The sequence below is a fragment of the Chloroflexota bacterium genome, from assembly GCA_018648225.1.
GTDB lineage: Bacteria > Chloroflexota > Anaerolineae > Anaerolineales > UBA11858 > NIOZ-UU35.
Window position 1 is genome coordinate 1 of sequence record JABGRQ010000216.1, and the last position, 24,139, is coordinate 24,139.

Sequence of the window (24,139 nt, forward strand, 5' to 3'; positions counted from 1 at the left end):
TTTGGTATAGAGCTACTAGAATCTATCAAAACCTGCGCGGATGGACAATATAGATTTTTGTAGATTTTTTCTAGTGGAGCCACAAATATTCGCTGAATCCAAGACTGGACGAAGCATCTTGCTTTTCGTCCAGTCTTGGATTGGAATTCTGAGTTTTTGTTAGCTTATAATACAATTTTTCCCGGCGGCAAGCTGGTATCGATTGGCGCTTCAGCAGCAGTGTCACGTGCCAGGCGCTCGTACATACCTACCTCTGCCATCACATCTGGATCGACATGTAAATCCAGTAAATTCGATGGATAGGTATGATACTTTTGATGCAAATAATTCAGCGTCTGCTCGTAATAAGAGTCCAGACTGCCACCTTGGATAATAATCACTTTCGTCATTGGAATAACTCCTTTTATGGTGTGGTAGCGTGCAGGAGCATATTTTCCATACGAGAATTTCTCATTTTTCCACCGTATTTTATTGGCAGCCTGATCCGACGGCAAAAAAAAGGAGCTAACCAATTAAGTTAGCTCCTGATGCAATATCCTTTAGGCAGAAATAATTTTAACAACTGCCAAAAGAGCATACCCTCGCACAAATTGAGTGTATGCTGCAATGCCGGTGAGAAAAAACAGGCATATTAAAAGCGTTGGATAATCTGAGATTCCCTTTGGTATAATAAACATATCCTGTCCACCACCTATAAATGTGGATAGGGCCTCAGGCGCTCCAGCTATTGAATCGGTTTGGAGCGCCTTCTTATGTGCTGATTATAACAGAACGTATGTTCTAGTCAATGGCTCTGCTGCAAAAAGCTATTAAGCGAGAAGCCTGCCGGAATATATGGAAGTAGTAGCGAAGCTACTACTTCCATATATTCCGGCGGAACCTCCCTTCGGGCGTTTTTTGCAGTGAAGTCTGTAGATGCAGATGTTTTCTCAACGATCTGAGGACATTGAATGAATTTTCTAATCACCGGCGCAGCCGGATTCTTAGGTGCCTCCCTGGCCAACAGCCTGGTCCGTGATGGACATCAGGTGCGCGGCCTGGATGATCTTTCAACGGGCGATCCACAGGCAATTGATAAAAGCGTCCACTTTACACGCGGCGATGTCAGTGATCGCCCCAAGCTCTGGACATTATTACAAAATGTTGATTGTGTCTATCATCTTGCAGCGCGGGTTTCCGTCCCCGAATCGATTCTCTACCCCCGTGAATATAATACAGTGAACGTGGGGGGAACAGTCAGTTTGATGGAGGCCATGCGCGATGTTGGTGTGCGACGGGTGGTTTTCATCTCGTCAGGAGCTATTTATGGCAAACAGGCGCGGCAGCCGCTCAAGGAAACCGTCAGACCTTTTCCCGATTCGCCCTATGCGGTCAGCAAGCTTTCATCTGAGACATATGTGCGTACGATTGGAGAACTTTGGGGCATTGAAACGGTGAGCTTGCGCGTATTCAACGCCTATGGCCCCGGGCAAAATCTGCCTCCGTCCCATCCGCCAGTGATACCAAATTTTATTAAACAGTCTGTCCGAAACGGGAGCATCATCATTCATAGCAGTGGCGAACAAACCCGCGACTACGTGTATGTCGATGATGTTGTTCGGGCGATGGTTGCTGCGGCTACCGCGCCTTCGATTGACGGGGAAGTGATCAACGTAGGCAGCGGCACCGAAACCACTGTGCGCGATTTAGCGCGCATGATCGTGGAAATTACTGGCAGTTCGGCGGAGATTATCTATAATCCACGCGCCAGCTCCGGGATAGACCGCATGTGCGCCGATTTATCATTGGCAGGCGAGAAATTAGGCTATTCGCCACGCACTATGCTGGAAGAAGGTCTTCAGTTGACCATCCGACAGGATACTCGTTTTTCAATTCCGTAATCAGCTTATCGCCATCAAAGCGTCACTTTATAGCATAGTTAGGGGTTATATACGCGTACCCTGTTCTCGGAAATATCACTGCAAGGGCTTTTGCCCAAGCAGCTACCGCAATCTATTTATTGGAGGATTCGATGAAATTACTAGAAGGCAAAAAAGCCCTGATTTTTGGTATGGCGAATAAACGTTCAATTGCCTGGGGAATCGCCCAGGCTTTTCACCAGCATGGCGCGGAGTTGGGTTTCAGTTACGCTGGAGAAGCGTTGGAGCGCCGCGTACAGCCCCTGGCCGAGTCGTTGGGCGTCTCTTTTGTGGAACCTTGTGATGTTGCCGACGATGCCGCAATTGATCGGGTAGCCCAAAAAGCCAAAGCGCATTTTGGTGAAATTGATATTTTGGTACACTCGATTGGCTTTGCCAACCGCGATGAATTGCAAGGCGCATATTACAATACTAGCCGCGCCGGTTTCCACCTGGCGATGGACATTAGTGTATATTCTTTCACCGGGTTGGCGCGTGCTTTTCAGCCGATGTTGCGCCCCGGCGGTTCGTTGCTGACTCTGACGTACTACGGCAGCGAAAAAGTGGCCCCTAATTATAATGTCATGGGCGTCGCCAAAGCCGCGTTGGAGGCGTCTACGCGCTACCTGGCCTATGATTTCGGCCCGCAAAATGTGCGCGTAAACGCGATCTCGGCTGGCCCCATCCGCACACTGGCCGCGGCGGGGGTTTCGGGCTTCAAGACCATGTATCGGCAGTTCACTGAATTTGCGCCCCTACCACAAGAAATTGGCATTGAAGATGTGGGTAATACCGCCGTATACCTTTGCTCTGAACTGGGCGCGAAAACCACAGGGCAGGTTATCTACGTCGATTCAGGGTATAGTATTTTAGGGATTCCTACCGCCCGCGAAAAAACCGAATAGCGATTATCGCAAGGACGCAGAGATGCGAAGGCGCAAAATTCCTGATGTATTTTTCTTTGCGTCCTCATTTTTCTCGCGGCGTTGTGTAATTTTTTTATTGCGGCTGGAGGCCGCGCTATGGTAAACTCAGGCCATGTTCAAGCGAAAAGATGATATTACTGAAAGCGCCAGCCTGCCATCACCGGTGACGCGCGTTACATCGGTTTTGGGATCTGGTATTACCTGGAAGGGTGCCATCAGCGGCAGCGGTGGCGTACGCGTCGAGGGTACTTTTGATGGCGAGATTTCCCTGCGCGGTATGCTCGTGGTTGGTGAAAACGGACGTGTAACTTGTGAGCATGTGCGGGCGCATGTTGTGATTGTGGCGGGTGCCTTGCGCGGCGATATTACTGCCGAAAAAGTTGAAATTCGCAAGACAGGCCGCGTGTGGGGTGATGTAGTCACAGCGGCATTTTCTACTGAAGAGGGCGCTTTCTTGCGCGGGCAGATCACGATGGAAGATCAAGTAGACCTGGGCTTGCCCATTGAAATACCGATTGAAGAACCACAACCCCCTGCTACAGAAGATTGAAATATAGACGGATGCTCATCATTGGGGGGATACTCCTCCTGGGGCTGGCAGCCTGCTCCGGGGGAATGAATCACGCGGGGGGCGCGGTTGAAGCTCCCTCACCGGGCTTGGATTCAACCCCAAGGGCGATTCTGTCCCCGACCCCCTCGCCCAGCCTCTTCCTCGATTCGGGGGAGAGGGGTGAAGTTCTCATCCCTTCACCAACCCCCACCCCCACACCAGAGATTTGCAGCCAAACAACCGGCCGCGTTGAAAGCGGTGAGCTAGCAACCGATTTGCTTCTGGAGCCATTGAAGTATCGCGTATATTTGCCGCCCTGCTACGCTGAGTATTTGCAGCGCCAGTACCCGGCGTTGTATTGGTTGCACGGCCAGACTTATACCGAAGACCAATGGCTGCGCCTGGGGGCCGCGGAAACTGCCGACCGGCTCCTTGCGGAGGGGATTATTCCGCCAGTGGTGATGATTTTCCCCGCAGAGCAAGACCACTACACCCCACCGACAGATAATACCTATGGCGAGGCGTTGCTCAACGCACTGATTCCCCATATTGAACGTGAGTATCGTGTACGTTCAGAACGGACATACCGCGCCATTGGCGGTCTTTCGCGCGGCGGAAATTGGGCTATTTACCTGGGAATCTCACAGTATGAACACTTTGGCGTAATTGGCGCGCACAGCGCGCCAGGGTTTGTGAATGACAGCGAACAGCGCTTGCGTGAATGGCTGCGTGCGATCCCTGAAGCACAACTGCCGCGGATATATCTCGATACCGGCGCGGATGATCGCTGGCGACAGTACACCCTCCAACTGGGTGAGATTTTGACGGATGAAAATATCCCCCATGAGTGGCATCAATTTCAGGGGGTGCACGATGAGAACTACTGGGCGGCGCACCTGGAGACCTATTTACGCTGGTATGCACAAGAGTGGTGAAAATCCATTGTATAATTTGACCTATGTCTCTAACGAAAAATCAAGTTGAACATATTGCCCAACTCGCCCGTCTGGATTTGACGGAGGCCGAGCGGGAGCGCTACGCGCAACAGCTTTCGGCGATTCTGGATTATTTCGAACAACTCCAGCAAGTGGATACCGAGGCTGTGGATGCGATGGCGTATCTTCAGACCGATGATAGCCAATTGCGAACCGATGAACCCCACCCCGGGCTGGGAATCGATGCGCTGCTCTCTAACGCTCCGGATGCGGATGCACGCCAGTTCCGTGTGCCGCCAGTACTTGATCGTTGAAAGTTACAGGTTGCAAGTTGGAGGTTTTGTTTTCCTGCTCGCAACCTGTAACCTTCAATTTTAAACTTTCAACCCATCATAGAATATGTTAACAAATCTTACAATATCTGAAATCATTACTGGTCTTACGAACGGCGATTTTTCGGCGCGTGAATTGGTGCAGGCTTATGTAGAGCGCATTCAGCAGTTGGAGCCGCGTCTGCACGCTTTTCTCACTCTGCGGCTGGAAGATGCACTGATCCAGGCCGATGCTGCAGATCAGCAGCGGGCGGAGCTCTCTCGCCGCGGGGAGGCGATCCCGTCCCTGTTGGGGGTGCCTTTAGCCGTCAAGGATGTGCTCGCTGTGGCGGGGATGCCCTGCACGGCTGGCTCGAAAATCCTGGAGACGTTCCAGCCACCCTATGATGCTACCGTAGTGGCGCGACTGCGGGCTGCTGGGGCGATTATTTTGGGCAAAACCAATACCGATGAATTTGCGATGGGATCATCTACGGAGAATTCCGCCTATGGGGTGACGCACAACCCCTGGAATCTGGAACGTGTTCCCGGTGGCTCCAGTGGGGGCAGCGCGGCGGCTGTAGCGGCGCGCATGGCTCCGGCGGCGCTGGGAACGGATACTGGCGGCAGCGTGCGCCAACCGGCTTCGTTTTGCGGCGTAACGGGCATCAAGCCGACCTATGGGCGCGTTTCGCGCTATGGCTTATTTGCCTATGGCTCGTCGCTGGATTCGGTGGGTGTGCTGACGCGCGATGTGGCCGATCTAACGTTGGTGTTCAATATAATGCAGGGACGTGATCCGCGCGATGCGACTAGCGGGAACGCCCCTCAGGGGCAGATCACCATCGATGATAGCTGGGACACCGCCGGGTTGCGCGTGGGCGTCCCCGATGAATATTTTGGCGGCGGAATCCAGCCCGAAGTGGAATCGGCTGTGCGGGCTGCTATCCAGGCTTATCATTCTATGGGCGCAGAAATTATCCCTGTGAAACTACCACATACGCAATATGCCGTGCCAGTTTATTATCTGATCGCTCCGGCAGAGGCTTCAGCCAATCTGGCGCGTTACGACGGCCTGCGCTACGGGCCGCGTGTGGATGCCGATGACTTGCATCATATTTACACGGCCACGCGCGGAGCGTTGTTTGGGCGCGAGACCAAGCGGCGCATCATGTTGGGGACGTATGCGCTTTCGGCGGGCTATCAGGATGCGTATTATGGCAAAGCGCAGAAAGTGCGGGCGCTGATAAGGCAAGATTTTGAGCGCGCCTTTAAACAGGTGGATATGATCGCCGCGCCAGTAGCCCCAACCACGGCTTTTAAGATCGGCGCGCATAGCGGCGATCCGTTGGCGATGTATCTGGAAGATATTTTTACGCTCCCGGCAAATCTGGCCGGAATACCGGGGGTAGCCTTCCCCGTCGGCCTGGATCATGAAAATTTACCCATTGGAATGCAGTTGCTTGGCCCGCATTTTCAGGAGCAGCGATTATTGAACGCCGCACATCTTTTTCAGTCGGTTAGCGACTGGCACAAGGCTAACCCTGGGATTGGGGTGACAGATTAATGACGCTAGATAGCAGCCGTCTGACTGGACCCTTGCAAGCCGCGGATGAGACCTCGAGACTCTATCGCATTTTGGCACGCGCCAATCAGATTGCCAGCACCACTGAGTTGGATGATTTATTGTGTGAAATGCTTGATTTAATTCTGATGGTGAGCGGGAGCAACACGGGGACGATGTATTTGTTCGATACTCATACGAATGAACTGGTTTTTCAGGTTGTGCGCGGCGCTGGCGCTGGTGGCAAATTGGTTGGCCAGCGTATAGGGGCTTCGGAGGGCATCATCGGTGCCGCCGTTCAGCAAAGTGAGGCGATCGTGGTGAACGATTTGGCCGCAGATGCGCGCTGGTATGGCCCGGTTGATGACGGGGACACTTTACTTACGAACACGATTGCTTTTCCGCTGATGTTGCGCGGCGAACCGGTGGGTGCGGTTCAGGTATTCAATTTTTCTCAGAAACCTATTCAACTCATGCAGCTCTTGGGCAATCGTATGGCCTCCGAATATGAGAAAGACAAATTGCTGCGCAATACACAGCAACATAGTCAGCGGTTGCAAGCGTTGATTGAACTCATCGCCAAAATTAGTTCCACACTCGACCGGGACCAAATTTTGCAGGTCATTATTGCCCAGGCGCGCGATTTGCTCAATGCTGAAGCCAGTTCGCTATTCTTGCTTGATGATCAGCAACATGAACTAATTCTCAATCTATCACGCGATATGCATCAGACGAATCTACCGCCGCTGCGGATGCCGGCCGAATTGGGTATTATTGGCGACGTTGTGCGCACTGGTATAGTGGCTTGTGTGGATGATGTAAAAGCCGATGCGCGTCATTACCCTGGCATTGATGAAATCAGCGGGATGACCACAAAATCGTTGTTGGCAGTTCCATTGCGAGTGCCAACGGTAGTATTGGGGCGCGAGCGCGGCGCCACGCAATCTTGCATTATTGGCGGCGTAGAGGCGATTAATAAACGCGATGGTCATTTTGATGCAAACGATGTGCAGTTGCTGGGCACATTAGCAGAACAAGCTGCCAGCGTGTTACATATTGCAAATCTCTATAATGACGCTGATGAACTCTTTTTAAACACAATTACGGCCTTGGTTGCCTCGATTGACGCCAAAGACCCCTACACCGAAGGCCACTCGCAACGCGTGAGTGATTTCAGTGTGGCAATCGCCGAGCAATTAAATTTGCCGCCTGAAATGCGGCACAGCATTCGGATTGGGGCGTTGCTGCATGATATTGGTAAAATTGGTGTGCCCGATACTATTCTGACCAAACCGGGCCGCCTGACTGTTGAAGAGTATGACGAGATCAAAAAACACCCGGCAATTGGGGCGAATATCATCCGGGGCGTGAGTTTGCTCAGTGATGAACTTCCCGCGTTGGCTCAGCATCACGAGCGTCTCGACGGAAAAGGCTACCCGTTGGGGTTGAGCGGAGACCAGATTTCGCCGATTGCGCGTATCGTGGCGGTTGCCGATGTTTTTGATGCGATCACATCGGATCGTCCGTATCGTCCAGGGATAGACATTGAAACGGCGTTGGATATTCTGCGGAGTATAACTGGGGAGCACCTGGACGAGAAATATGTCGACGCATTGATTACAGCCTACATGCAAGACAAAATTAAACCGCAGCCCAGGTATTGATTGTGTCACTACTAATTCGCCACAGAGAGTTTTGAGGATCGCCTAAAAACATGCACGTTCTCTGTTGTCTCCGTGGCGAAAACACGTAGGTAAAACTGTAATCCATAACCGCGTGCGGGGCATAACAAGGTTATTCTTTTAATCGCCAAAACGAATTAAACCACGGCGGCGCGATTGGTCTGAGCAATCTTGTCGCTCATGCGCCACCACCGAAAACCCACACCTGCCCGTTGAAGGGCGGGAAGAGATAGCCCAGCAGGGCGCGGGCGGTGCGGCTCATCCAGCAGTCGGGGATTTCGTCGTGCAGTTGAGCAGCCGATTTTTGCCCGCAGATGACCGACCAGAAGGCGTTGGCCGGAAAATGAGCATGGCCGTCGGACCCGTCGGCGGGCTGCCACGGGGTGATGGTGAGCGCCCCGGCCTGGAATTGGAGCTGGGTGCCGCGGCCGTAGAAGTTGAGCTTTAACTCGCCGGTGAATCCTGCCTCCGCAGACGCGGCGAGATGTTTTTCCAGCGCCGGTTGGATGGCCTGTAAAAACGCGGTCTCATCGGGGATGCGCGTAAACCAGGCATAGGGCGGTGCGGCCTGCATCACATCGCACCCAATCGCATCGTAGATGGGATGCTCGCGCCCCAAACGTAAATACAGCCCGCGGATTTCTTCGGCAGGATGCTCAAAACTGTCATCCACAACTTTGTGTTGAGCAATTTTCCACAGCCCGTGCAGTAAATGCGGCAGCAAATTGAGATAGCCCACCCCCGGCTTGAGCGCCAAAAAGTTGATATTCATCACCGGCCCCCAGAAAACGTGCTGATGATGTACATAGCCCAGCGCTTCGCCGTGCTGGTCTTCGATCAGCAGCCAGTGAAATTTACCGTCGGAGCCGTCGGTGTAACCGTCGAATTCGTATTGCCAGGTTTCATCGTTGGCGTCCATCGAAAAGAGCATTTGGCGCGTGTTGACTTCGTGCAGTTGGCGCACAAAAGCGCGGTCGGCCTGTGAGGCGGGTGTGCGCAGACGATAATCGTCGGTGACATCATCGCTCAGGCGGGGGAAGCTGGGCGGGTAAATGCGGTATCCGCCGCCGAGTTGCAGCGCAAGCTCGTAGCCAAATTTTCGATATAGCGATGGAATCCCGGTGATGACCTGCATCAACTCGCCGCGCGCCGCGCTCAGGGCGTGAATCACCTCAAATTGTTGGCGAATCAACCCCTTGCGGCGATAATCTTCGTGCGTCATCACCACTTCGGGACGTCCCACCTTGATGGGTGTATCCGCATAACGCCAGGTTTCCGAGAACAGGCACATCGAGGAGACAATCTTTCCGGTGCTGGTATCCTCTACAACGGTCATATCCGCGTGGCGCAGCAGGGGAAATTTACCGTCTGCCCAATCTTGCATAAAAATCTTCACGAAGGGGTATTCTTCTTCGTCTTCATCAATGGCGTGAAAAGCCAGTTCGATGAGTTGTTCGTTATCATCTGGCGTAGCCCAGCGGAGGAGCAGGCCGTCATCTAAATTTATTGGTAGTGTAGTCATAGTCAATCTCATTTATTTTAGGTTGAAGGTTGAAAGTTGCAGGTTACAAATTGAACGTTCAACTTTCAACCGAAAAACAAAAAAACCACTGCGCCAGATGCACCGTGGTCTAAAAATTGTCAATCAATGATCTTCAAATTGTCTTAGTTCGGAGGTGCAAACCAGCAACGCGTAAAAAAACTGTCGCCAAGAGCGGCAATTGAGCAGTTCTCTTCGGTTGTCGAGTGCATAAGGATGCCTCCGTGTCCAAACAGCCCGGGAAGTGTATCGCAAGTTTTTTGGCTGGTCAAGGAATGCGAAAAACCCTGTGCCTCAATCGTGGTACAATCGCCTGTTGAATTTCATGGCTGCAGGCCTGCATGGGAGATGACATTGCTCACGAAAATAATATTTGTTGGTTTGGGCGGTTTTATTGGTGCCACATTGCGATATGCCGCTAGCGGTGCGGTGGGGCGCATAACTACACAAACACACTACGGTACTTTCGTTGTAAATATTGTGGGTTGTTTATTGATCGGTTTTTTGGCAGGTTTTGCTGATGCGCGGGATGTATTCTCGACTACCGCGCGTGCCTTTGTGTTTACTGGCATTCTGGGCGCGTTTACTACGTTTTCGACGTTCAGCTACGAAACGATGGGCTTGTTCCAGAATGGACAGACCTCATCAGCGTTGACCAATCTCGGTTTGCAGATTTTCTTAGGTCTGCTGGCCGTTTTCGGCGGGATACAACTTTCGCGTTTATTCTAGCGTAGCTTTTCTCGTTCTTTGGAGTGCTGTTTTTTGTCAATAAGATTATGCTGGTCAGCATTATTTTGAACAAAATGCACTTGACCCACATATTTTCTCAATAAAGTGTTGGATATTAGTTTTTCCCGATTGTGTATCGAGAACGTCGGCTGAAATTTTGTATCCACTGATCGTAGTGGACCTATTCTTATGAATTTTGAACAGTTTTCTCTTGATGCCCGTATTCAAGGTGGCATAAAAAAAGCGGGGTATGACACCCCTACACCGATTCAGCAGCAGGCTATTCCGCTGGTGCTAAATGGACGTGACCTGATTGGCATTGCCCAAACTGGTACTGGCAAGACGGCTGCCTTTGCGCTCCCCATTTTACAGCATCTGACGCGCGGCCCTCGGGGGAAAATCCGCGCCCTGATTGTGGCACCCACCCGCGAGTTGGCGGAGCAAATCCATCAAGTTATGAAAGATTTCGGCAAACAGACTCAGACCCGCAGCATGACGATTTACGGCGGTGTGAGCAAAACCCGTCAGGTGGAAACTCTACGCCGTGGCGTTGAGATTGTTGTCGCTACGCCAGGCCGTTTGCTCGATATTGCCAATGAAGGCAATATCAACCTGCGAAACGTAGAAATTCTTGTACTCGATGAAGCCGACCGGCTGTGTGATATGGGCTTTCTGCCCGACATCCGCCGCATTATCAAATTGCTGCCCACCAAACGCCAAACGCTCTTTTTCTCAGCCACCATGCCGCATGATGCTCGCAAACTTGCTGATACGATTCTAAAAAATCCTGAGACGGTTCAAATTGGCATTATTGCCCCGGCGAAGACCGTTTCCCATGCCTTGTATCCCATAGCACAAACGAAGAAAAAGGAACTCTTGTTGGCCTTGTTGCAGCGCACTGCTTCAGGACGAGTGCTGATTTTCACGCGCACGAAACGACGGGCACGATTTCTAGCCAATGACTTAAAAAAAGAAAAGTACCGCGCCGCGGCGTTGCAGGGGAATATGTCGCAGAATCAGCGCCAACTGGCCCTGGATGGTTTCCGCTCCGGAAAATTTGATTTGCTGGTCGCAACCGATGTGGCCGCCCGCGGTATCGATGTAGAAGACATTTCCCATGTGATTAACTACGACATGCCCGACACCGCCGACGCGTATACGCATCGCATTGGCCGCACCGGGCGCGCTGAACTTAGCGGCGAGGCTTTTACCTTTTCTACGCCTGAAGATGTAGCTATGGTACGCGCGATCGAGAAAGTACTCAAAGCTCCCATCGAAAAGCGCGTTTTGCCCGAATTTGATTACGGTAGTTTTAAGCCCGACTTTCAGCTCTCAACGCAAGCGGACACATCCAAGAATCGCCACTCCAGACATCGAGGCGGCAATAATAAACGCAACTATCGCTCAAAATCTCGTAGACCAGCGCGGAAATAAAGCCTGACCAAACCTCCGAGATTTTCGCGAAGCACTTCAAGCCAAGCGAAGAAGCCAAATCTCGGAGGTTTTTATTCCCCGGAGGTAACCCCAATGCAATATACCAACTTAGGCCGCAGTGGATTGAAAGTCTCGCGCCTCTGCCTGGGCATGATGACCTACGGCGACCCCAACTGGCGCGAGTGGGTGCTGCCCGGTGATGAAGGCCGCCCCTTTGTGCGCCGCGCCATCGAGGCCGGAATCAATTTTTTCGACACCGCCAATATGTACTCCGCTGGGGGTAGCGAAGAAATCACCGGAAAAATGTTAGCCGAGTTCGCCCGCCGCGACGAAATTGTGATTGCTACGAAAGTATATTTCCCTACTGGCGACAAACCCAACCAGGGCGGCCTTTCGCGTGTTCATATTATGCAGGCAGTTGAAGATTCGCTGCGCCGTCTGAACACCGATTATATTGACCTATACCAGATTCATCGCTGGGATTACACTACCCCTATTGATGAGACTCTTGAAGCCCTGCATGATCTGGTGCGGGCGGGTAAGGTGCGCTATATCGGGGCATCGAGTATGCACGGCTGGCAATTCAGTAAATCGCTCTACCTGGCCGATCTGCGCGGCTGGACGCGTTTTGTCTCCATGCAAAACCACTATAATCTGATTTATCGTGAAGAAGAGCGCGAAATGATGCCCTTGTGTCGCGATCAGGGCATTGGCATCATCCCGTGGAGTCCACTCGCGCGCGGCCTTTTAGCGGGAAACCGTGAACTCAAGGCCGGGCCACAGACCCTGCGCGCTAAAACTGATACGGTGGGTGATAATTTGTACGGATTTGATCAGGCAGATTTTGATGTGATCGAACGCCTGCGAGAGTTAGCTGCCCGCCGCGGCCACAGCCCGGCGCAACTTGCTCTGGCGTGGTTGCTACACAAAGAAGGGGTTACTGCCCCGATCGTAGGGGCAAGTAAAATGAAGCATCTCGACGAAGCGATTGCTGCGGTGGAGATTTCCCTCAGTGAGGAGGAAATCCACTTTTTAGAAGAGCGTTACCAACCGCACCCGGTTTCGGGTCATCAGTAATTTAAATTTCACCACAGAGACACAGAAATTCTCTGTGTATTCACTGAGAAATCTTCGTGAACTCCGCGTCTTTGTGGTTGTTTCATACCATGTCAGAAATTCAACGAGTCACCATCTTAGGCGCGGGGGCTTTGGGCATGTTGTACGCCACAAAATTTCACGCTGCCGGTTTTGATGTTGAACTGGCCGCCAATGGCGAGCGCGCCACGCGTTTGCGACGGGCTGGCATCATCGTCAATGGCACGCGCTACGATCTCCCCGTCACCACCCCCGAGCTAGCCGCGCCCAGCGATCTCATCATCGTGGCGCTCAAACACCATCACATGCCCGATGCGGTTCCCCTATTGAAGAACTTCATCGGTCCGGAGACGTTAATCATCTCAGTGATGAATGGCATTGTCAGCGAAGAGTATCTCGCCGCCCAATATGGTTGGGAGCATGTGCTCTATTGTGTAGCCGTGGGCATGGACGCGGTTCGGGAGGGTAACAGTACCGCCTACGCCACGCCCGGCAAGTTGTTGATTGGCGAAGCGCAAAATGATGACATCAGCCCGCGTTTGCGCCTTCTACAAGCCGTCCTCGACCGTGTGGGTTTGCCTCACGAAACGCCGACCGATATGCTGCGCGCCCTGTGGTGGAAGTTTATGGTCAACGTCGGCGCTAATCAGGCCTCCGCGGTGATGAACGCCACCTACGGAATGCTGCGCGATAATCATGATGCGTGTACGCTGATGGAAACTTTGATGCGCGAAGCCATCACTCTGGCGGAATACTTGGGGATTGACTTGCATGAAGATGCGATTGCCGAGTGGCACCCATTCCTCAATAAGCTCTCCGCGGATGGCAAAACATCCATGCTGCAAGATATCGAAGCCGGACGCAAGACTGAAGTCGAACTTTTCGCCGGAACGGTGGTTGATCTGGGCAAGCAGCACAACATCCCTACACCCGTCAATCAAACCTTGCTGCAAATCATTCGTGTCTTGGAAGCCCAATAAAATCGCTGCTGAGAACGTGGATTCGCTATTCTAAACGCGAATGAGCGCGAATATCGCTAATCGAGCGAATGTTTTCTGAAAAATATTCGCGAAATCCGCACCATTCGCATTCCAGATTGAATGAGCGATTTATTCAATCTACTCCTGACAAATACAGTATTGCACAAAAAAAAGCCATTATTAAGGAATTCCGATGACCTTCAAACCACCAACCATCACAGAATTCATGTCCGCTGCCTGGACCGATCTGGAACCTCATTATCAAAGTTTGCTCGCCCGCCTTTTTGATTCCGCTTGTATCGCGGTCTGGCTTGCTGATTGGTCGGAATTGCGCAAACTCGTTGATGAAACCTACGCCCGTTTGCAATTGACCAGTTTTCAGGATACAACCGATGCCGAAGCAGAGCAGCGCTATTACAGCTTTTTGGAGAATCTCTATCCGAAACTCCAGGCCGCGGATCAGCAACTCAAGAAAAAACTCCTCGAAAGCGGACTCGAACCCGAAGGCATGCGCGTGCCCTTAATGCGGATGCGTGCTGAAGCGCAGATTTTCCGCGATGAAAACCTGCCTCTGCAAACCGAAGAACGCAAACTTGGCTCAATATACAGCAAAATTACCGGCGGGCAGAGCATCGAATATCAGGGCGATAGCCTTACACTTCAGAAAGCCGCCGCTAAAATGCACACCTCTGACCGTGCTGTGCGCGAGCAGTTGTGGCGGATGGCCTCTGAACGCCAATTACAAGACCGCGCTGCGATTAATGCTCTCTGGATGCAGGCCATGGAACTGCGCCAGCAAATTGCCGCTAACGCTGATCTGCCTGATTACCGCGCCTACCAGTGGCAGCAATTGCATCGTTTTGACTATACCCCTCAGGATAGCAAAGAGTTTTTTGAGGCCATTGCCGAAGTCGCCGTTCCTGCTGCGGAGCGCGTCTATGCCCGACATTGCGCCCGCCTGGGCTTGGATTCGCTGCGCCCCTGGGATTTAGAGCGGGAGCAGTCCACGATGCGCTTTCCCGGCATTCAGGCGTATGCGAAGCCCGAAGATTTCGATGCCATTGCTGAAGGTGTTTTCAAGCAAGTAGACCCTGAACTGGGGGCATATTTTGCCGCCATGCGCCGCGAGAATCTGCTTGATCTGCAAAATCGCCCTGGCAAATCCCCCGGCGCATTCTGCACCTCCTTCGCCACGCAGGCGCGCCCTTTCATCTTCATGAACGCCGTTGGCCTGGAAACCGATGTGCGTGTGTTGCTGCACGAAGCCGGGCACGCTTTCCATGTATTTGAGCGCAGCCGCTTGCCCTATCATCATCAGTGGCGCGCGAATATGGAATTCAATGAAGTGGCTTCCACAGCGATGGAATTTCTGGCCGCGCCCTATCTGAGCAAATCGCAGGGCGGCTATTTCAGCGAGGCTGATGCCGCTCGGGCACGCGTTCAACACCTGGAAAACACGCTGCTCTTCTGGCCCTATATGGCAATTGTTTCGTCTTTTCAGCACTGGGTCTATGAACACCCGGCGCAGAGCAGCAACTCGGCAGAGTGCGACACCCAATGGGGCGCCCTCAACGCCAGATTTATGCCCTCACTCGATTGGAGCGGCCTGGAAGATGCGCTGGCGACCGGCTGGCATCGCAAACTGCATATCCATCGCTACCCCTTCTATTACATCGAATACGGCCTTTCGCAGCTTGGCGCGGTACAAATATGGGCCAATGCGCTTAGGGATCAGGCTAGAGCGCTGGCGGCCTATCGCTCTGCGTTGGCCTTGGGAGGTACAGCCACGATTTCAGAATTGTACGCCGCAGCAGGTGCACGCCTGGCTTTTGACGCGCAAACTCTGGGTGCGGCAGTGGATTTGCTAGAGCGCACGATCCTTGAACTAGAAGGGTAGCAAGATTAGGCAAAGACACTAAAGGCCCTGGCTTCGCACTCACGGCATTCTTAAAGTCGAAAAAGGGTCATGCTGAGACCGCAGGTCGAAGCATCTAGCGAAGCGAAAAGTTCCATCTTCATCGAAAATCACGCTGCGCTAGACCCTTCGGCTCCGCCTCAGGGTGACATATAGCATTTTCGAATAAACACGGCGAAACTTTAAGAAAGCCGTGGCTTCGCACTTGACGGCGATTTTATTCCCTTCTACAATGAAATAGCGTTTTTCATCCATCAGAAGCATTAATCTTGAGGAGGTTGAAATGAAGGGTTGGCTAAAAGCAGGTCTGATTGGCGCCGGGGCTTTGATCGTGCTAAATCTATTAGGCATAATCCCCTTTGTAGCTTTTTGTGTCATCCCGTTGCGCTGGATTACCTATATTGTCGTTGGTGTGCTGGCGGCTTCTTATATGCTGCCCCCGCGCGAATCGGGCACTGCCGCCAAGGAAGGTGCATTAGCGGCAACTGTAGCTGGGGCAGGCGGTGGTGTGGTCAATTTCATCATCTCGCTGGTGCAAACCGCCACGGGGAGCGGCGCGGCAGCGATGGCTGAAGTGATGCGCCAGATTCCCCCGGATGTGATGCGCAGTTTGCGTGATATTGGGATTACCCCTGAAATGCTCATGGGCGCAGGCGGTGATGCAGCCGCAATTGGCAGCGCCGCGGTTTGTGGTTCGGTGTGCTGCGCGGGCGGGATTGTCTTCGCCGCAGCGCTGGGTGCGGTTGGCGCGGCGATCTATGCCAGCACGAAACCGAATTAATCCTTCGGGCGTTGCCTCCCCCTGATTTCCGAGTACCCTCATTATTCGCAGAATGAATATCCCCTCTGTTGCGTTGGATGCGCCTCGAGGGGATTTTTCTGCGTGCGCAAATAGGCTTCAACGGTATAATATATCCCCAATATTTAGAAAGAGAAGGAAGCTATATGACGAATTCATTGAAAGTTGTTATTCCGATGGCTGGTTTTGGGTCGCGTTTGCGCCCGCATACTTGGAGCCGCCCGAAGCAATTGCTTAGCCTGGCTGGAAAGAGTGTGCTGGCGCATGTCATGGATACGTTTTCGACGCTGGATGATTCTGGCAATATAGAGTTTATTTTTATTGTTGGCTATCTTGGGGATAAAATTGAAACCCATATGCAAGAGAATCACCCCGATTATAATGTGCGCTATGTGGAACAAGCCGAAATGCGCGGGCAGTCGCACGCGATATATTTGGCAAAAGAGTATCTCAGTGGGCCAATGCTGATGGTATTTGCCGATACCCTGATTGAGACCGATTTAGCATTTATTGCGACGGAGGAAGCCGACGCGGTGGCCTGGGTCAAACCGGTGCCTGATCCGCGCCGCTTTGGTGTGACAGAAGTTGGTGAGGATGGCTGGGTGAAGCGTCTGATCGAAAAACCCAAAGATGTTGCCAATAACCTGGCCGTGGTGGGATTTTACTACTTCAAAGATTCGGAAGCCCTGATTTCTGCTATCGAAGAACAGATGGCGCAAGACCGCCACCTCAAGGGCGAATATTACCTCGCTGATGCAATTAATATTATGCTGGAGGGGGGCGCGAAAATGCGCACCGAGCGCGTGCAGGTCTGGCTAGATGCGGGTACAGCCGATGCCGTTTTGGAGACCAACCGCTATATGCTTAAAAATGGGCATGATAATTCGGCATCGGTGAAACTTAGCGAGGGCGTGGCGTTGATTCCGCCGGTATTTATCCACCCGGATGCTACTATCGAATCGTCGGTGATTGGCCCCTTTGTGTCGATTGGCGCTGGCTGCACTGTGCGCAATAGCGTGTTGCGCGATACAATTATTGAGAAAAATACGCAAGTTTTGGGTGTCAGCCTGGAATACTCAATGATCGGTGAAAATACCCTGCTAGATGGGGGCGTGAATAGCCTGAATGTGGGTGATAACTCCGAAGTGAAGATATGACCGAAGATCGGGGATGGGAGACGGAGATGATGTATGAGCCGGTCATTGGTCTTGAGGTTCATGCCGAGATTGCCACGCAGTCGAAGATATTTTGTTCTTGCCCGGTGGTGGATAATACGATCGCCGAAGCCAACAGCGCTGTTTGTCCGGTATGCGCCGGGATGCCAGGTATGTTGCCGGTGGTCAATCAGCGGGCGGTGGAATATGGCATTCGAGTGGCGCTGGCGTTGGGCTGTGAGATAGCCCCGGTGAGCATTTTTGCCCGCAAAAATTATTTTTATCCCGATTTGCCGAAGGGTTATCAGATTTCGCAGTACAAAGAGCCGTTAGCGGAAAACGGCTCTTTGCGGATTCGCACAGCCGAGGGGGTGCGCGATATCCGTGTGCGGCGCGTGCATCTGGAGGAAGATACCGGCAAGCTGACTCATATGGAAAGTCCTCACCCCAACCCATCTCCCACTGGGAGTGAGGCTAGGGGTGAGGGATACAGCCTGATCGACCTTAACCGGGCAGGGGTGCCGCTATTAGAAATCGTCTCCGAGCCAGATTTGCGCAGCGCCGAGGAAGCGCGAATTTACGGTGAAACCTTGCGAAATTTGCTCCGCTATCTGGCAGTTAATTCGGGTGATATGCAGAAGGGCGTGCTGCGTTTCGAAGCCAATATCTCGGTGCGCGAGGCGGGCAGCACTGAATTCAATACTCGCACCGAAATCAAAAACCTGAATAGTTTCCGCGCCCTGGAACGTTCCACTTTGTACGAGATTGAGCGCCAGAGTGAGTTGCACCGCAAGGGAGAGCGCGTTATCCAGCAGACGATGGGCTGGGATGAGGCGCGCCAGGTGACCGTGTCGCAGCGTAGCAAGGAAGAAGAAGACGATTATCGCTACTTTCCGGAGCCAGATTTACCGCCCCTGGCCGTCTCAGGAGAGTGGCTGGCGCAAATTCGTGCCGATTTGCCCGAATTGCCCGAAGCCAAACGAACGCGCTTCATCGAGCAGTACCAGCTGAGCGAGTATGATGCCGATGTTTTGGTTGCCGAACAGGAAGTAGCCGATTATTTCGAGACAGCGCTGGCCGCCGGGGCAAAGATCACGCCGAAGTTAGTTGCCAACTGGATTGCAGGCGAACTCTTCGGGTTGCTGAATCAGGCCGGGGTTGGCCTCAGCAGCGCCGGGGTGAGTCCGCAAAACCTGTCGGGGTTGCTGAATCTGCTCGAGGCGGGAACCATCAACAGCAGCACCGCCAAAATCGTGCTGGCCGAAATGTTTGCGAACGGCGAGTCAGCCGAAAGTATTGTCGAAGTTCGTGGCCTGCGCCAAATCTCGGATTCTGAACCCATACGGGCAGCAATTGCACAATTGTTGGCAGATCACCCTGCTGAGGTGCAGCAATTTCGCAATGGCAAAGAGAATCTGGTCAATTGGTTCTTTGGGCAGGTGATGCGCTCGATGAAGGGGAAGGCTAATCCACAGGTTGTGCGGGAAGAGTTGCTCCGTCAGTTGAATGGTTAGGTGGGTATGAATTTACTCACGCAATGCGTATCCTGAAAGTCACTTGACGCTGCGGGGCGCGTCTGCTACTCTTGGGGGGAATACTGGTGTTGCCAGGAGAGACAAAAAACATGGATGTTTTCGTCTTACAATTCATTTTTTGAGTAGGAAGCGCGGGTACCGCATGGTGCCCGCGTAACATTTCTACACCCTAAGCTTCTATCAGGAGACAATTGAGAATGACAGAACAAATTAATGCATTCAAGATGGCGCAGGCTCAGTTTGACCATGTTGCCGAGATGCTCAATCTCGACCCGCAAGCTGCCGAAATGCTGCGCTGGCCGTCGCGCGAATTCCGTTTTCAGATTCCAGTGAAAATGGATGATGGCTCGATCCGGGTGTTCTTTGGTTATCGTGTGCAGCACAGCGATGTGCGCGGTCCTTCTAAGGGAGGCATCCGGTTCCATTCATCGGAGACACTGGATACTGTGCGGGCGTTGGCGATGTGGATGACCTGGAAGACTGCTGTAGCCGATATTCCGCTGGGCGGCGGTAAGGGTGGGGTGGCGGTTGATTCAGCTACTTTATCGATTAATGAGCAAGAGCGTCTATGCCGGGGCTGGATTCAGCAAATTTATCGCAATATTGGCCCGCGGCAGGATGTCCCTGCTCCGGATGTGGGGACCAACCCGCGTATGATGGGCTGGATGATGGATGAGTACTCGAAACTGGTAGGCCAGTTTACTCCCGGCGTAATTACGGGTAAACCGATTGGCGGCGGCGGTTCGCTGGGACGCACCGAAGCCACCGGCTTTGGGGTGGTTTACACGATCCGCGAGGCGTTAAATTATTTAAATATGGATCCACAGAACGCAATCGCGGCGGTTCAGGGCTTCGGCAATGTGGCGCAATATGCCGCCATCGGGCTTAATGAGATGGGCGGACAAGTGGCCTGTGTTTCGTACTGGGATCGTGACGATCAGAAACCCTACACGGTCAGCAGCAAAGATGGCATTGACCCGGTGTTTTTGCAATCGATTACCGATGTATACGGCACGATTGATAAAGATAAAGCCCGCGATTCAGGCTATGTGATCGAAGACGAGCAGGCCTGGATTACGAAAGAAGCGGATATTCTGATTCCCTCGGCACTGGAGGGACAGGTGAATGCCGAAACGGTGCAGAATATCAGCAGCCGCGTGAAGATTGTTGCCGAGGGCGCTAATGGCCCGACAACCCCCGAAGCTGATGAGTATTTCAAGAATCGGAACGTTTTCAATATCCCCGATTTCTTGTGCAACGCGGGCGGTGTGACGGTTTCTTACTTTGAGAGTGTTCAGAACGATATGAACTTCTACTGGGGCCGCGACGAAGTACTCAGCAAGCTCGATGACAAGATGACCAAGGCCTTCCACGACGTTTTGGAGATGTCTCAGCGCGAGCGTGTGTATATGCGTGATGCTGCCTATATGGTTGCGATTGAAAAAGTTGTCAAAGCAATGGAATTGAGGGGCTGGTTGTAAATACAGGTTTTTGCATTTCAAAAAAGAGCATGGGATTTCCTATGCTCTTTTTATATTCTCAAAAGCCAGTTGCACCACTTTAAAAAAACAGCTACAATTTAGCTATGTTGCTTACTCAAGCCACAATGTATGGGTTCTTGTTCGTCGGTATGATCAGTATGACAGTGTTGGCGGCGTTTTATCTGCGGCGGCGGCACTTATCATTTTTTGCATATACCGCCTGGGGGTTAGTCGCGCTCGTGTTCCCGTTGGTTGGCCCATTTTTGGTCATCTGGTGCCGGCCGGGACATAGTCGAAGTACCGGCGCATAAACACTTCCTAAACAAGGAGTACAAAGATGAAGCAAGATCGAGCACTACTCGGTATTTTAGGGGTGATTATTATCTTGGTGATTGTTTCGCTGGCGCTGTTCTTCTTGCGCGGCGGCGAATTGGAATATGGCCCGGAAGATACGCCAGAAGGGGTGGTGCGCAATTACGTATTGGCTCTCCATAAAGAAGATTATGAACGCGCATACGGCTATTTGCAATCGGAAGACCACAAGCCTACTCTGGCCGAATTTCGTCAGGATATTATCAGCGCAGCCTGGGAATTGGATAATAATGGCTTGCAAATTGGAGCCGTTGATATTCAAGAGAATGAGGCTGTCGTGCGCCTGACAATTACCCACGGCGGGACAGCCCCCTTTGAAAGTACCTGGAACGAAAGCAATGATGCCTGGCTGAGTCTGCAAGCTGGCGCGTGGAAACTCACCTACATGCCTTACCCATATTGGGGTTGGGGATGGTATCAGGAAACGGAATAGGAGATTTATTATGCAAACCGTTCGCCGTGTATACCGTTATCTGATTGCGTTTATCAGTCTGGAAGTAATGATTTGGGGAATCATCCAACTTGCGCGCACAACCTTTTCCAGGGAGCTGATCGGCAGCACAGCTACCCAATTAGCCAGCGCATTATCTTTTATTTTTGTGGGAATTCCTGTTTTCTTGTTGCATTGGATTCCTGCCCAACGTAGCGCCGCCACCGATAGCGAAGAATATTCAAGCCGCGTTCGGGCGTGGTTTTTGTATGGCGCGCTGCTGAGTACATTGATCCCTGTGGCGCAAAATGGGTTGGCGTTGATTAACCGCGTTGGCTTGAGTCTGATAGATATTCCCGTGGAACGCGCTATTTTTGGCGGCTCACAGAATTGGGCCGACAATCTGATAGCTATGCTCGTCAATGCGTTGGTGGCTGGCTATATTTTTCGTGTCACTCGTCAGAATTGGGAGAAAACTCCACCCGGCAGCGCCTTCTCTGAAACACGTCGGCTGTATCGCTATCTTTGGGGTTTATATAGCCTGGGATTGGTTGTAGGCGGCATTATCGCAATTGGGCTATATGTTTTTTCAACTGGCGAGATCATTGGCAGCAGTCCGCATGAACGCTGGGTGAATGGCATTACCCTTTTGCTGATTGGGATTCCGCTATGGGTGGTCTGCTGGCGGACGATACACGCTTCGCTGGAACTGCCTGAAGAGCGGCAATCATACTTGCGCCTGGGCATTCTCTACACCCTGAGTTTGATCGGTGTTGGGGGCGTGATTATTCCTCTGGGGCTTATGCTCAATACGTTGTTCCGGGCGCTTTTTGGTGAAGCGTATACCGCGAGCGCATTTTTGCAAGAGATTGGCGCACCGCTTTCAAATCTGATCGCCTGGGGTGGCGTGTGGTTGTATTACGGTCGCGCCCTGAAGGCAGATATTGCCACTCTTCCAGCAGCCCCGCGCCGAGCGAGTCTGCGTCGCGCCTATACGTATATTCTTTCATTTTTTGGATTGGTGGCGGCTTTTATTGGTATCCACATGCTGCTGGCCTTCATCATTGATACTGCCTTCGATAGTTTTGTAATTGGCGAATTATCGCGCCAGCGTCTTGCAGCAGCCCTGGCTACGCTGATGGTTGGCGCGCCGTTGTGGCTGCAAAACTGGCGGCAAGTGCTGCACGAAGCGGCGCAGGCTGATGATGCCGGAGATCGCGCCCGGCGGTCCATTATCCGAAAGATCTATTTGTATTTTCTGTTATTTGCCAGTGTAATTGGTTTAATGGCTACGGGCGGCAATTTAGTTTTTGAGTTATTAAAGGCCTTGCTGGGCGAATCTGTATATGGTTTGGCGCGCACTGTATTGACACTGATGGAGTTGTTACTGCTCTTCGCGGGAGTACTGACATATCACTGGATGGTGCTGCGCAAAGATCTGCGCCTGGCCGAGAGAAATCTGGCCGAGCGCCATGCTCAATACCCGGTTTTGATTGTGACCGATGAAAGCAGTGATATTTCGCAGCAAATCGAGTTCGCCTTGCAGCGCGGCATGCCCGCGTTGCCTGTGGCAGTATTCTCGGCAGAAGCTGGCGCTCCAGAAGCTGCGTTCACCGCGGCGGCAGCAATTTTGCCCGCCCATTTAAGCGTGGCGCCTCCGGAGGCGCTGCGTTTGTGGCTGCAAGAATTTCAGGGTGAGCGCCTGGTGCTGCCCACGCCTGTCGATCAATGGTATTTCGTGCTGGGCAGCGGGCAAGATCGCTCGCGGGTTATCCAACAAACAGTTAAAGTCATTCGTCATTTAGCCGAAGGCGAAGATGTTCCCCTAACGCGCGATCACTCTGTGGGCCGAATTATCCTTTATGTGGCGGGGGGATTATTCGCTCTACAATTGCTCTTTGGTTTATTGGGATTGTTGTTATCTTTTTAGCAGATTCAGGCCCCCAAAAACAAGCTGTGAAGCGCCAGGCGCTTCACAGCTTGTTTTTAAATTTCAGGAAATTTTTCCCGAAGAATCTCCTGAAATTCTTGTACCGAGAAGGGTTTTTGCAGCCAGGCGATATCGTTGCGAGCGAGCAGATCATGCGATTTTCCCTCCAGCGGATGCCCGGAAATGAAGACCATTTGCATATTTGGGTAATGCTGTTCAATATATTCAGATAACTCAACTCCCCCCATCTGTGGCATAACCACGTCGCTGATAATTAGCTCAATAGTATGATGAGATTCTTCCAATATTTTTGTGGCGTCAATGCCATTGAAGGCAGTCAGCACAGAAAAGTTACCCGCCTCCAGCATAGCCTGCACTGCTGAGCGGGTGGCGGCATCGTCTTCAACTAATAGAACAACTTTTCTTTTACCATCGAAAATTGGGGTGGTTGTTTCATCAACGGTCTTTTTTACGGTATCGACTTTTTGCGGTAAATAAATGTGAAAAGTTGTGCCGTGCTGAGCCTGACTGGTAACATCAATATAGCCCCCATGTTGTTTCACAATCCCATATACCTGCGCCAGGCCTAGCCCCGTACCCTTGCCAACATCTTTTGTGGTAAAGAAGGGTTCAAAAATATGTGGGATATCTTTCTGGGAAATGCCTGCGCCAGTGTCACTGATCGATAAGCGAATCCAGCTCCCAGGAGGGGGATAGCTAGAGACGGGATGTTCCTCCGCGCGATTATGGAGATAATCCAGCTCAAAACGCAAAGTACCACCATCGGGCATGGCATCGCGGGCATTAACAGCCAGATTCATCAAAACTTGCTGCAGCCGTGTGGGGTCTACATATACGATATAATCGCCGGGCTCATAA

General features: G+C 52.1%; 21 protein-coding genes. 18 read left to right on the forward strand and 3 right to left on the reverse strand.

Features of this window, described 5'->3' with window-relative positions:
* Positions 1–164: 164 nt before the first annotated feature.
* Positions 165–389 carry a hypothetical protein gene (locus HN413_18110; protein ID MBT3392316.1) on the reverse strand — a complete coding sequence of 75 codons (225 nt, stop codon included), beginning with the start codon at positions 387–389 and terminating at the stop codon, positions 165–167.
* 561 nt (positions 390–950) lie between these two features.
* Between HN413_18110 and HN413_18115 the strand changes: the two genes are divergently transcribed.
* The 7 genes from HN413_18115 (at position 951) to HN413_18145 (ending at position 7,848) form a co-directional block, all read left to right on the forward strand.
* Positions 951–1,880, forward strand: a complete 930-nt coding sequence (locus tag HN413_18115) for an NAD-dependent epimerase/dehydratase family protein (GenBank protein ID MBT3392317.1) — start codon at positions 951–953, stop codon at positions 1,878–1,880.
* Between the two features lie 131 nt (positions 1,881–2,011).
* A complete protein-coding gene (locus HN413_18120; protein MBT3392318.1) occupies positions 2,012–2,803 on the forward strand; it encodes an enoyl-ACP reductase in 792 nt (263 codons plus the stop codon).
* Between the two features lie 133 nt (positions 2,804–2,936).
* Positions 2,937–3,374 (forward strand): polymer-forming cytoskeletal protein, encoded by a 438-nt coding sequence (locus HN413_18125; GenBank protein MBT3392319.1) that lies wholly within the window; start codon positions 2,937–2,939, stop codon positions 3,372–3,374.
* Between the two features lie 11 nt (positions 3,375–3,385).
* Entirely contained in the window at positions 3,386–4,309 is a 924-nt protein-coding gene (locus HN413_18130; GenBank protein MBT3392320.1) for a hypothetical protein, read from the forward strand.
* 23 nt (positions 4,310–4,332) lie between these two features.
* Positions 4,333–4,623 carry an Asp-tRNA(Asn)/Glu-tRNA(Gln) amidotransferase subunit GatC gene (gene gatC, locus HN413_18135; protein ID MBT3392321.1) on the forward strand — a complete coding sequence of 97 codons (291 nt, stop codon included), beginning with the start codon at positions 4,333–4,335 and terminating at the stop codon, positions 4,621–4,623.
* A gap of 85 nt (positions 4,624–4,708) precedes the next feature.
* The gene (gatA, locus tag HN413_18140) at positions 4,709–6,187 is read left to right on the forward strand and encodes an Asp-tRNA(Asn)/Glu-tRNA(Gln) amidotransferase subunit GatA (GenBank protein ID MBT3392322.1); all 1,479 of its coding nucleotides are present in this window, start codon (positions 4,709–4,711) and stop codon (positions 6,185–6,187) included.
* Positions 6,187–7,848: a GAF domain-containing protein gene (locus tag HN413_18145; GenBank protein ID MBT3392323.1), complete on the forward strand. Its 1,662-nt coding sequence runs from the start codon at positions 6,187–6,189 to the stop codon at positions 7,846–7,848. The genes gatA and HN413_18145 overlap by 1 nt, the downstream gene beginning before the upstream one ends.
* A 196-nt stretch (positions 7,849–8,044) precedes the next feature.
* On the opposite strand, the gene HN413_18150 is transcribed toward HN413_18145, so the two are convergent.
* Positions 8,045–9,388, reverse strand: a complete 1,344-nt coding sequence (locus HN413_18150; protein MBT3392324.1) for a GNAT family N-acetyltransferase — start codon at positions 9,386–9,388, stop codon at positions 8,045–8,047.
* Between the two features lie 366 nt (positions 9,389–9,754).
* Between HN413_18150 and crcB the strand changes: the two genes are divergently transcribed.
* The 11 genes from crcB to HN413_18205 all read left to right on the forward strand — a co-directional run bounded on the left by crcB (position 9,755) and on the right by HN413_18205 (position 23,260).
* Complete coding sequence (crcB, locus tag HN413_18155; protein ID MBT3392325.1) at positions 9,755–10,135, forward strand: fluoride efflux transporter CrcB; 381 nt, start codon at positions 9,755–9,757, stop codon at positions 10,133–10,135.
* Positions 10,136–10,324: 189 nt separating this feature from the next.
* The gene (locus HN413_18160; protein ID MBT3392326.1) at positions 10,325–11,569 is read left to right on the forward strand and encodes a DEAD/DEAH box helicase; all 1,245 of its coding nucleotides are present in this window, start codon (positions 10,325–10,327) and stop codon (positions 11,567–11,569) included.
* 93 nt (positions 11,570–11,662) lie between these two features.
* On the forward strand, positions 11,663–12,646 hold the full coding sequence (locus tag HN413_18165) for an aldo/keto reductase (protein ID MBT3392327.1): 984 nt from the start codon (positions 11,663–11,665) through the stop codon (positions 12,644–12,646).
* An 89-nt stretch (positions 12,647–12,735) separates the two neighbouring features.
* Positions 12,736–13,644 (forward strand): 2-dehydropantoate 2-reductase, encoded by a 909-nt coding sequence (locus HN413_18170; protein ID MBT3392328.1) that lies wholly within the window; start codon positions 12,736–12,738, stop codon positions 13,642–13,644.
* A 193-nt stretch (positions 13,645–13,837) separates the two neighbouring features.
* The gene (locus HN413_18175) at positions 13,838–15,541 is read left to right on the forward strand and encodes a M3 family oligoendopeptidase (GenBank protein MBT3392329.1); all 1,704 of its coding nucleotides are present in this window, start codon (positions 13,838–13,840) and stop codon (positions 15,539–15,541) included.
* A gap of 301 nt (positions 15,542–15,842) precedes the next feature.
* Positions 15,843–16,340 (forward strand): hypothetical protein, encoded by a 498-nt coding sequence (locus HN413_18180; protein ID MBT3392330.1) that lies wholly within the window; start codon positions 15,843–15,845, stop codon positions 16,338–16,340.
* A 164-nt stretch (positions 16,341–16,504) separates the two neighbouring features.
* Entirely contained in the window at positions 16,505–17,515 is a 1,011-nt protein-coding gene (locus tag HN413_18185) for an NTP transferase domain-containing protein (protein ID MBT3392331.1), read from the forward strand.
* 26 nt (positions 17,516–17,541) lie between these two features.
* Complete coding sequence (gene gatB, locus HN413_18190; GenBank protein MBT3392332.1) at positions 17,542–19,026, forward strand: Asp-tRNA(Asn)/Glu-tRNA(Gln) amidotransferase subunit GatB; 1,485 nt, start codon at positions 17,542–17,544, stop codon at positions 19,024–19,026.
* Between the two features lie 218 nt (positions 19,027–19,244).
* Positions 19,245–20,528: a Glu/Leu/Phe/Val dehydrogenase gene (locus HN413_18195; GenBank protein ID MBT3392333.1), complete on the forward strand. Its 1,284-nt coding sequence runs from the start codon at positions 19,245–19,247 to the stop codon at positions 20,526–20,528.
* A gap of 337 nt (positions 20,529–20,865) precedes the next feature.
* On the forward strand, positions 20,866–21,333 hold the full coding sequence (locus tag HN413_18200) for a hypothetical protein (protein ID MBT3392334.1): 468 nt from the start codon (positions 20,866–20,868) through the stop codon (positions 21,331–21,333).
* 10 nt (positions 21,334–21,343) lie between these two features.
* Positions 21,344–23,260 carry a hypothetical protein gene (locus HN413_18205; GenBank protein ID MBT3392335.1) on the forward strand — a complete coding sequence of 639 codons (1,917 nt, stop codon included), beginning with the start codon at positions 21,344–21,346 and terminating at the stop codon, positions 23,258–23,260.
* Positions 23,261–23,316: 56 nt separating this feature from the next.
* Here the strand turns inward: HN413_18205 and HN413_18210 are convergent.
* On the reverse strand, positions 23,317–24,139 hold an 823-nt coding region (locus HN413_18210; GenBank protein ID MBT3392336.1), incomplete at its 5' end, for a response regulator.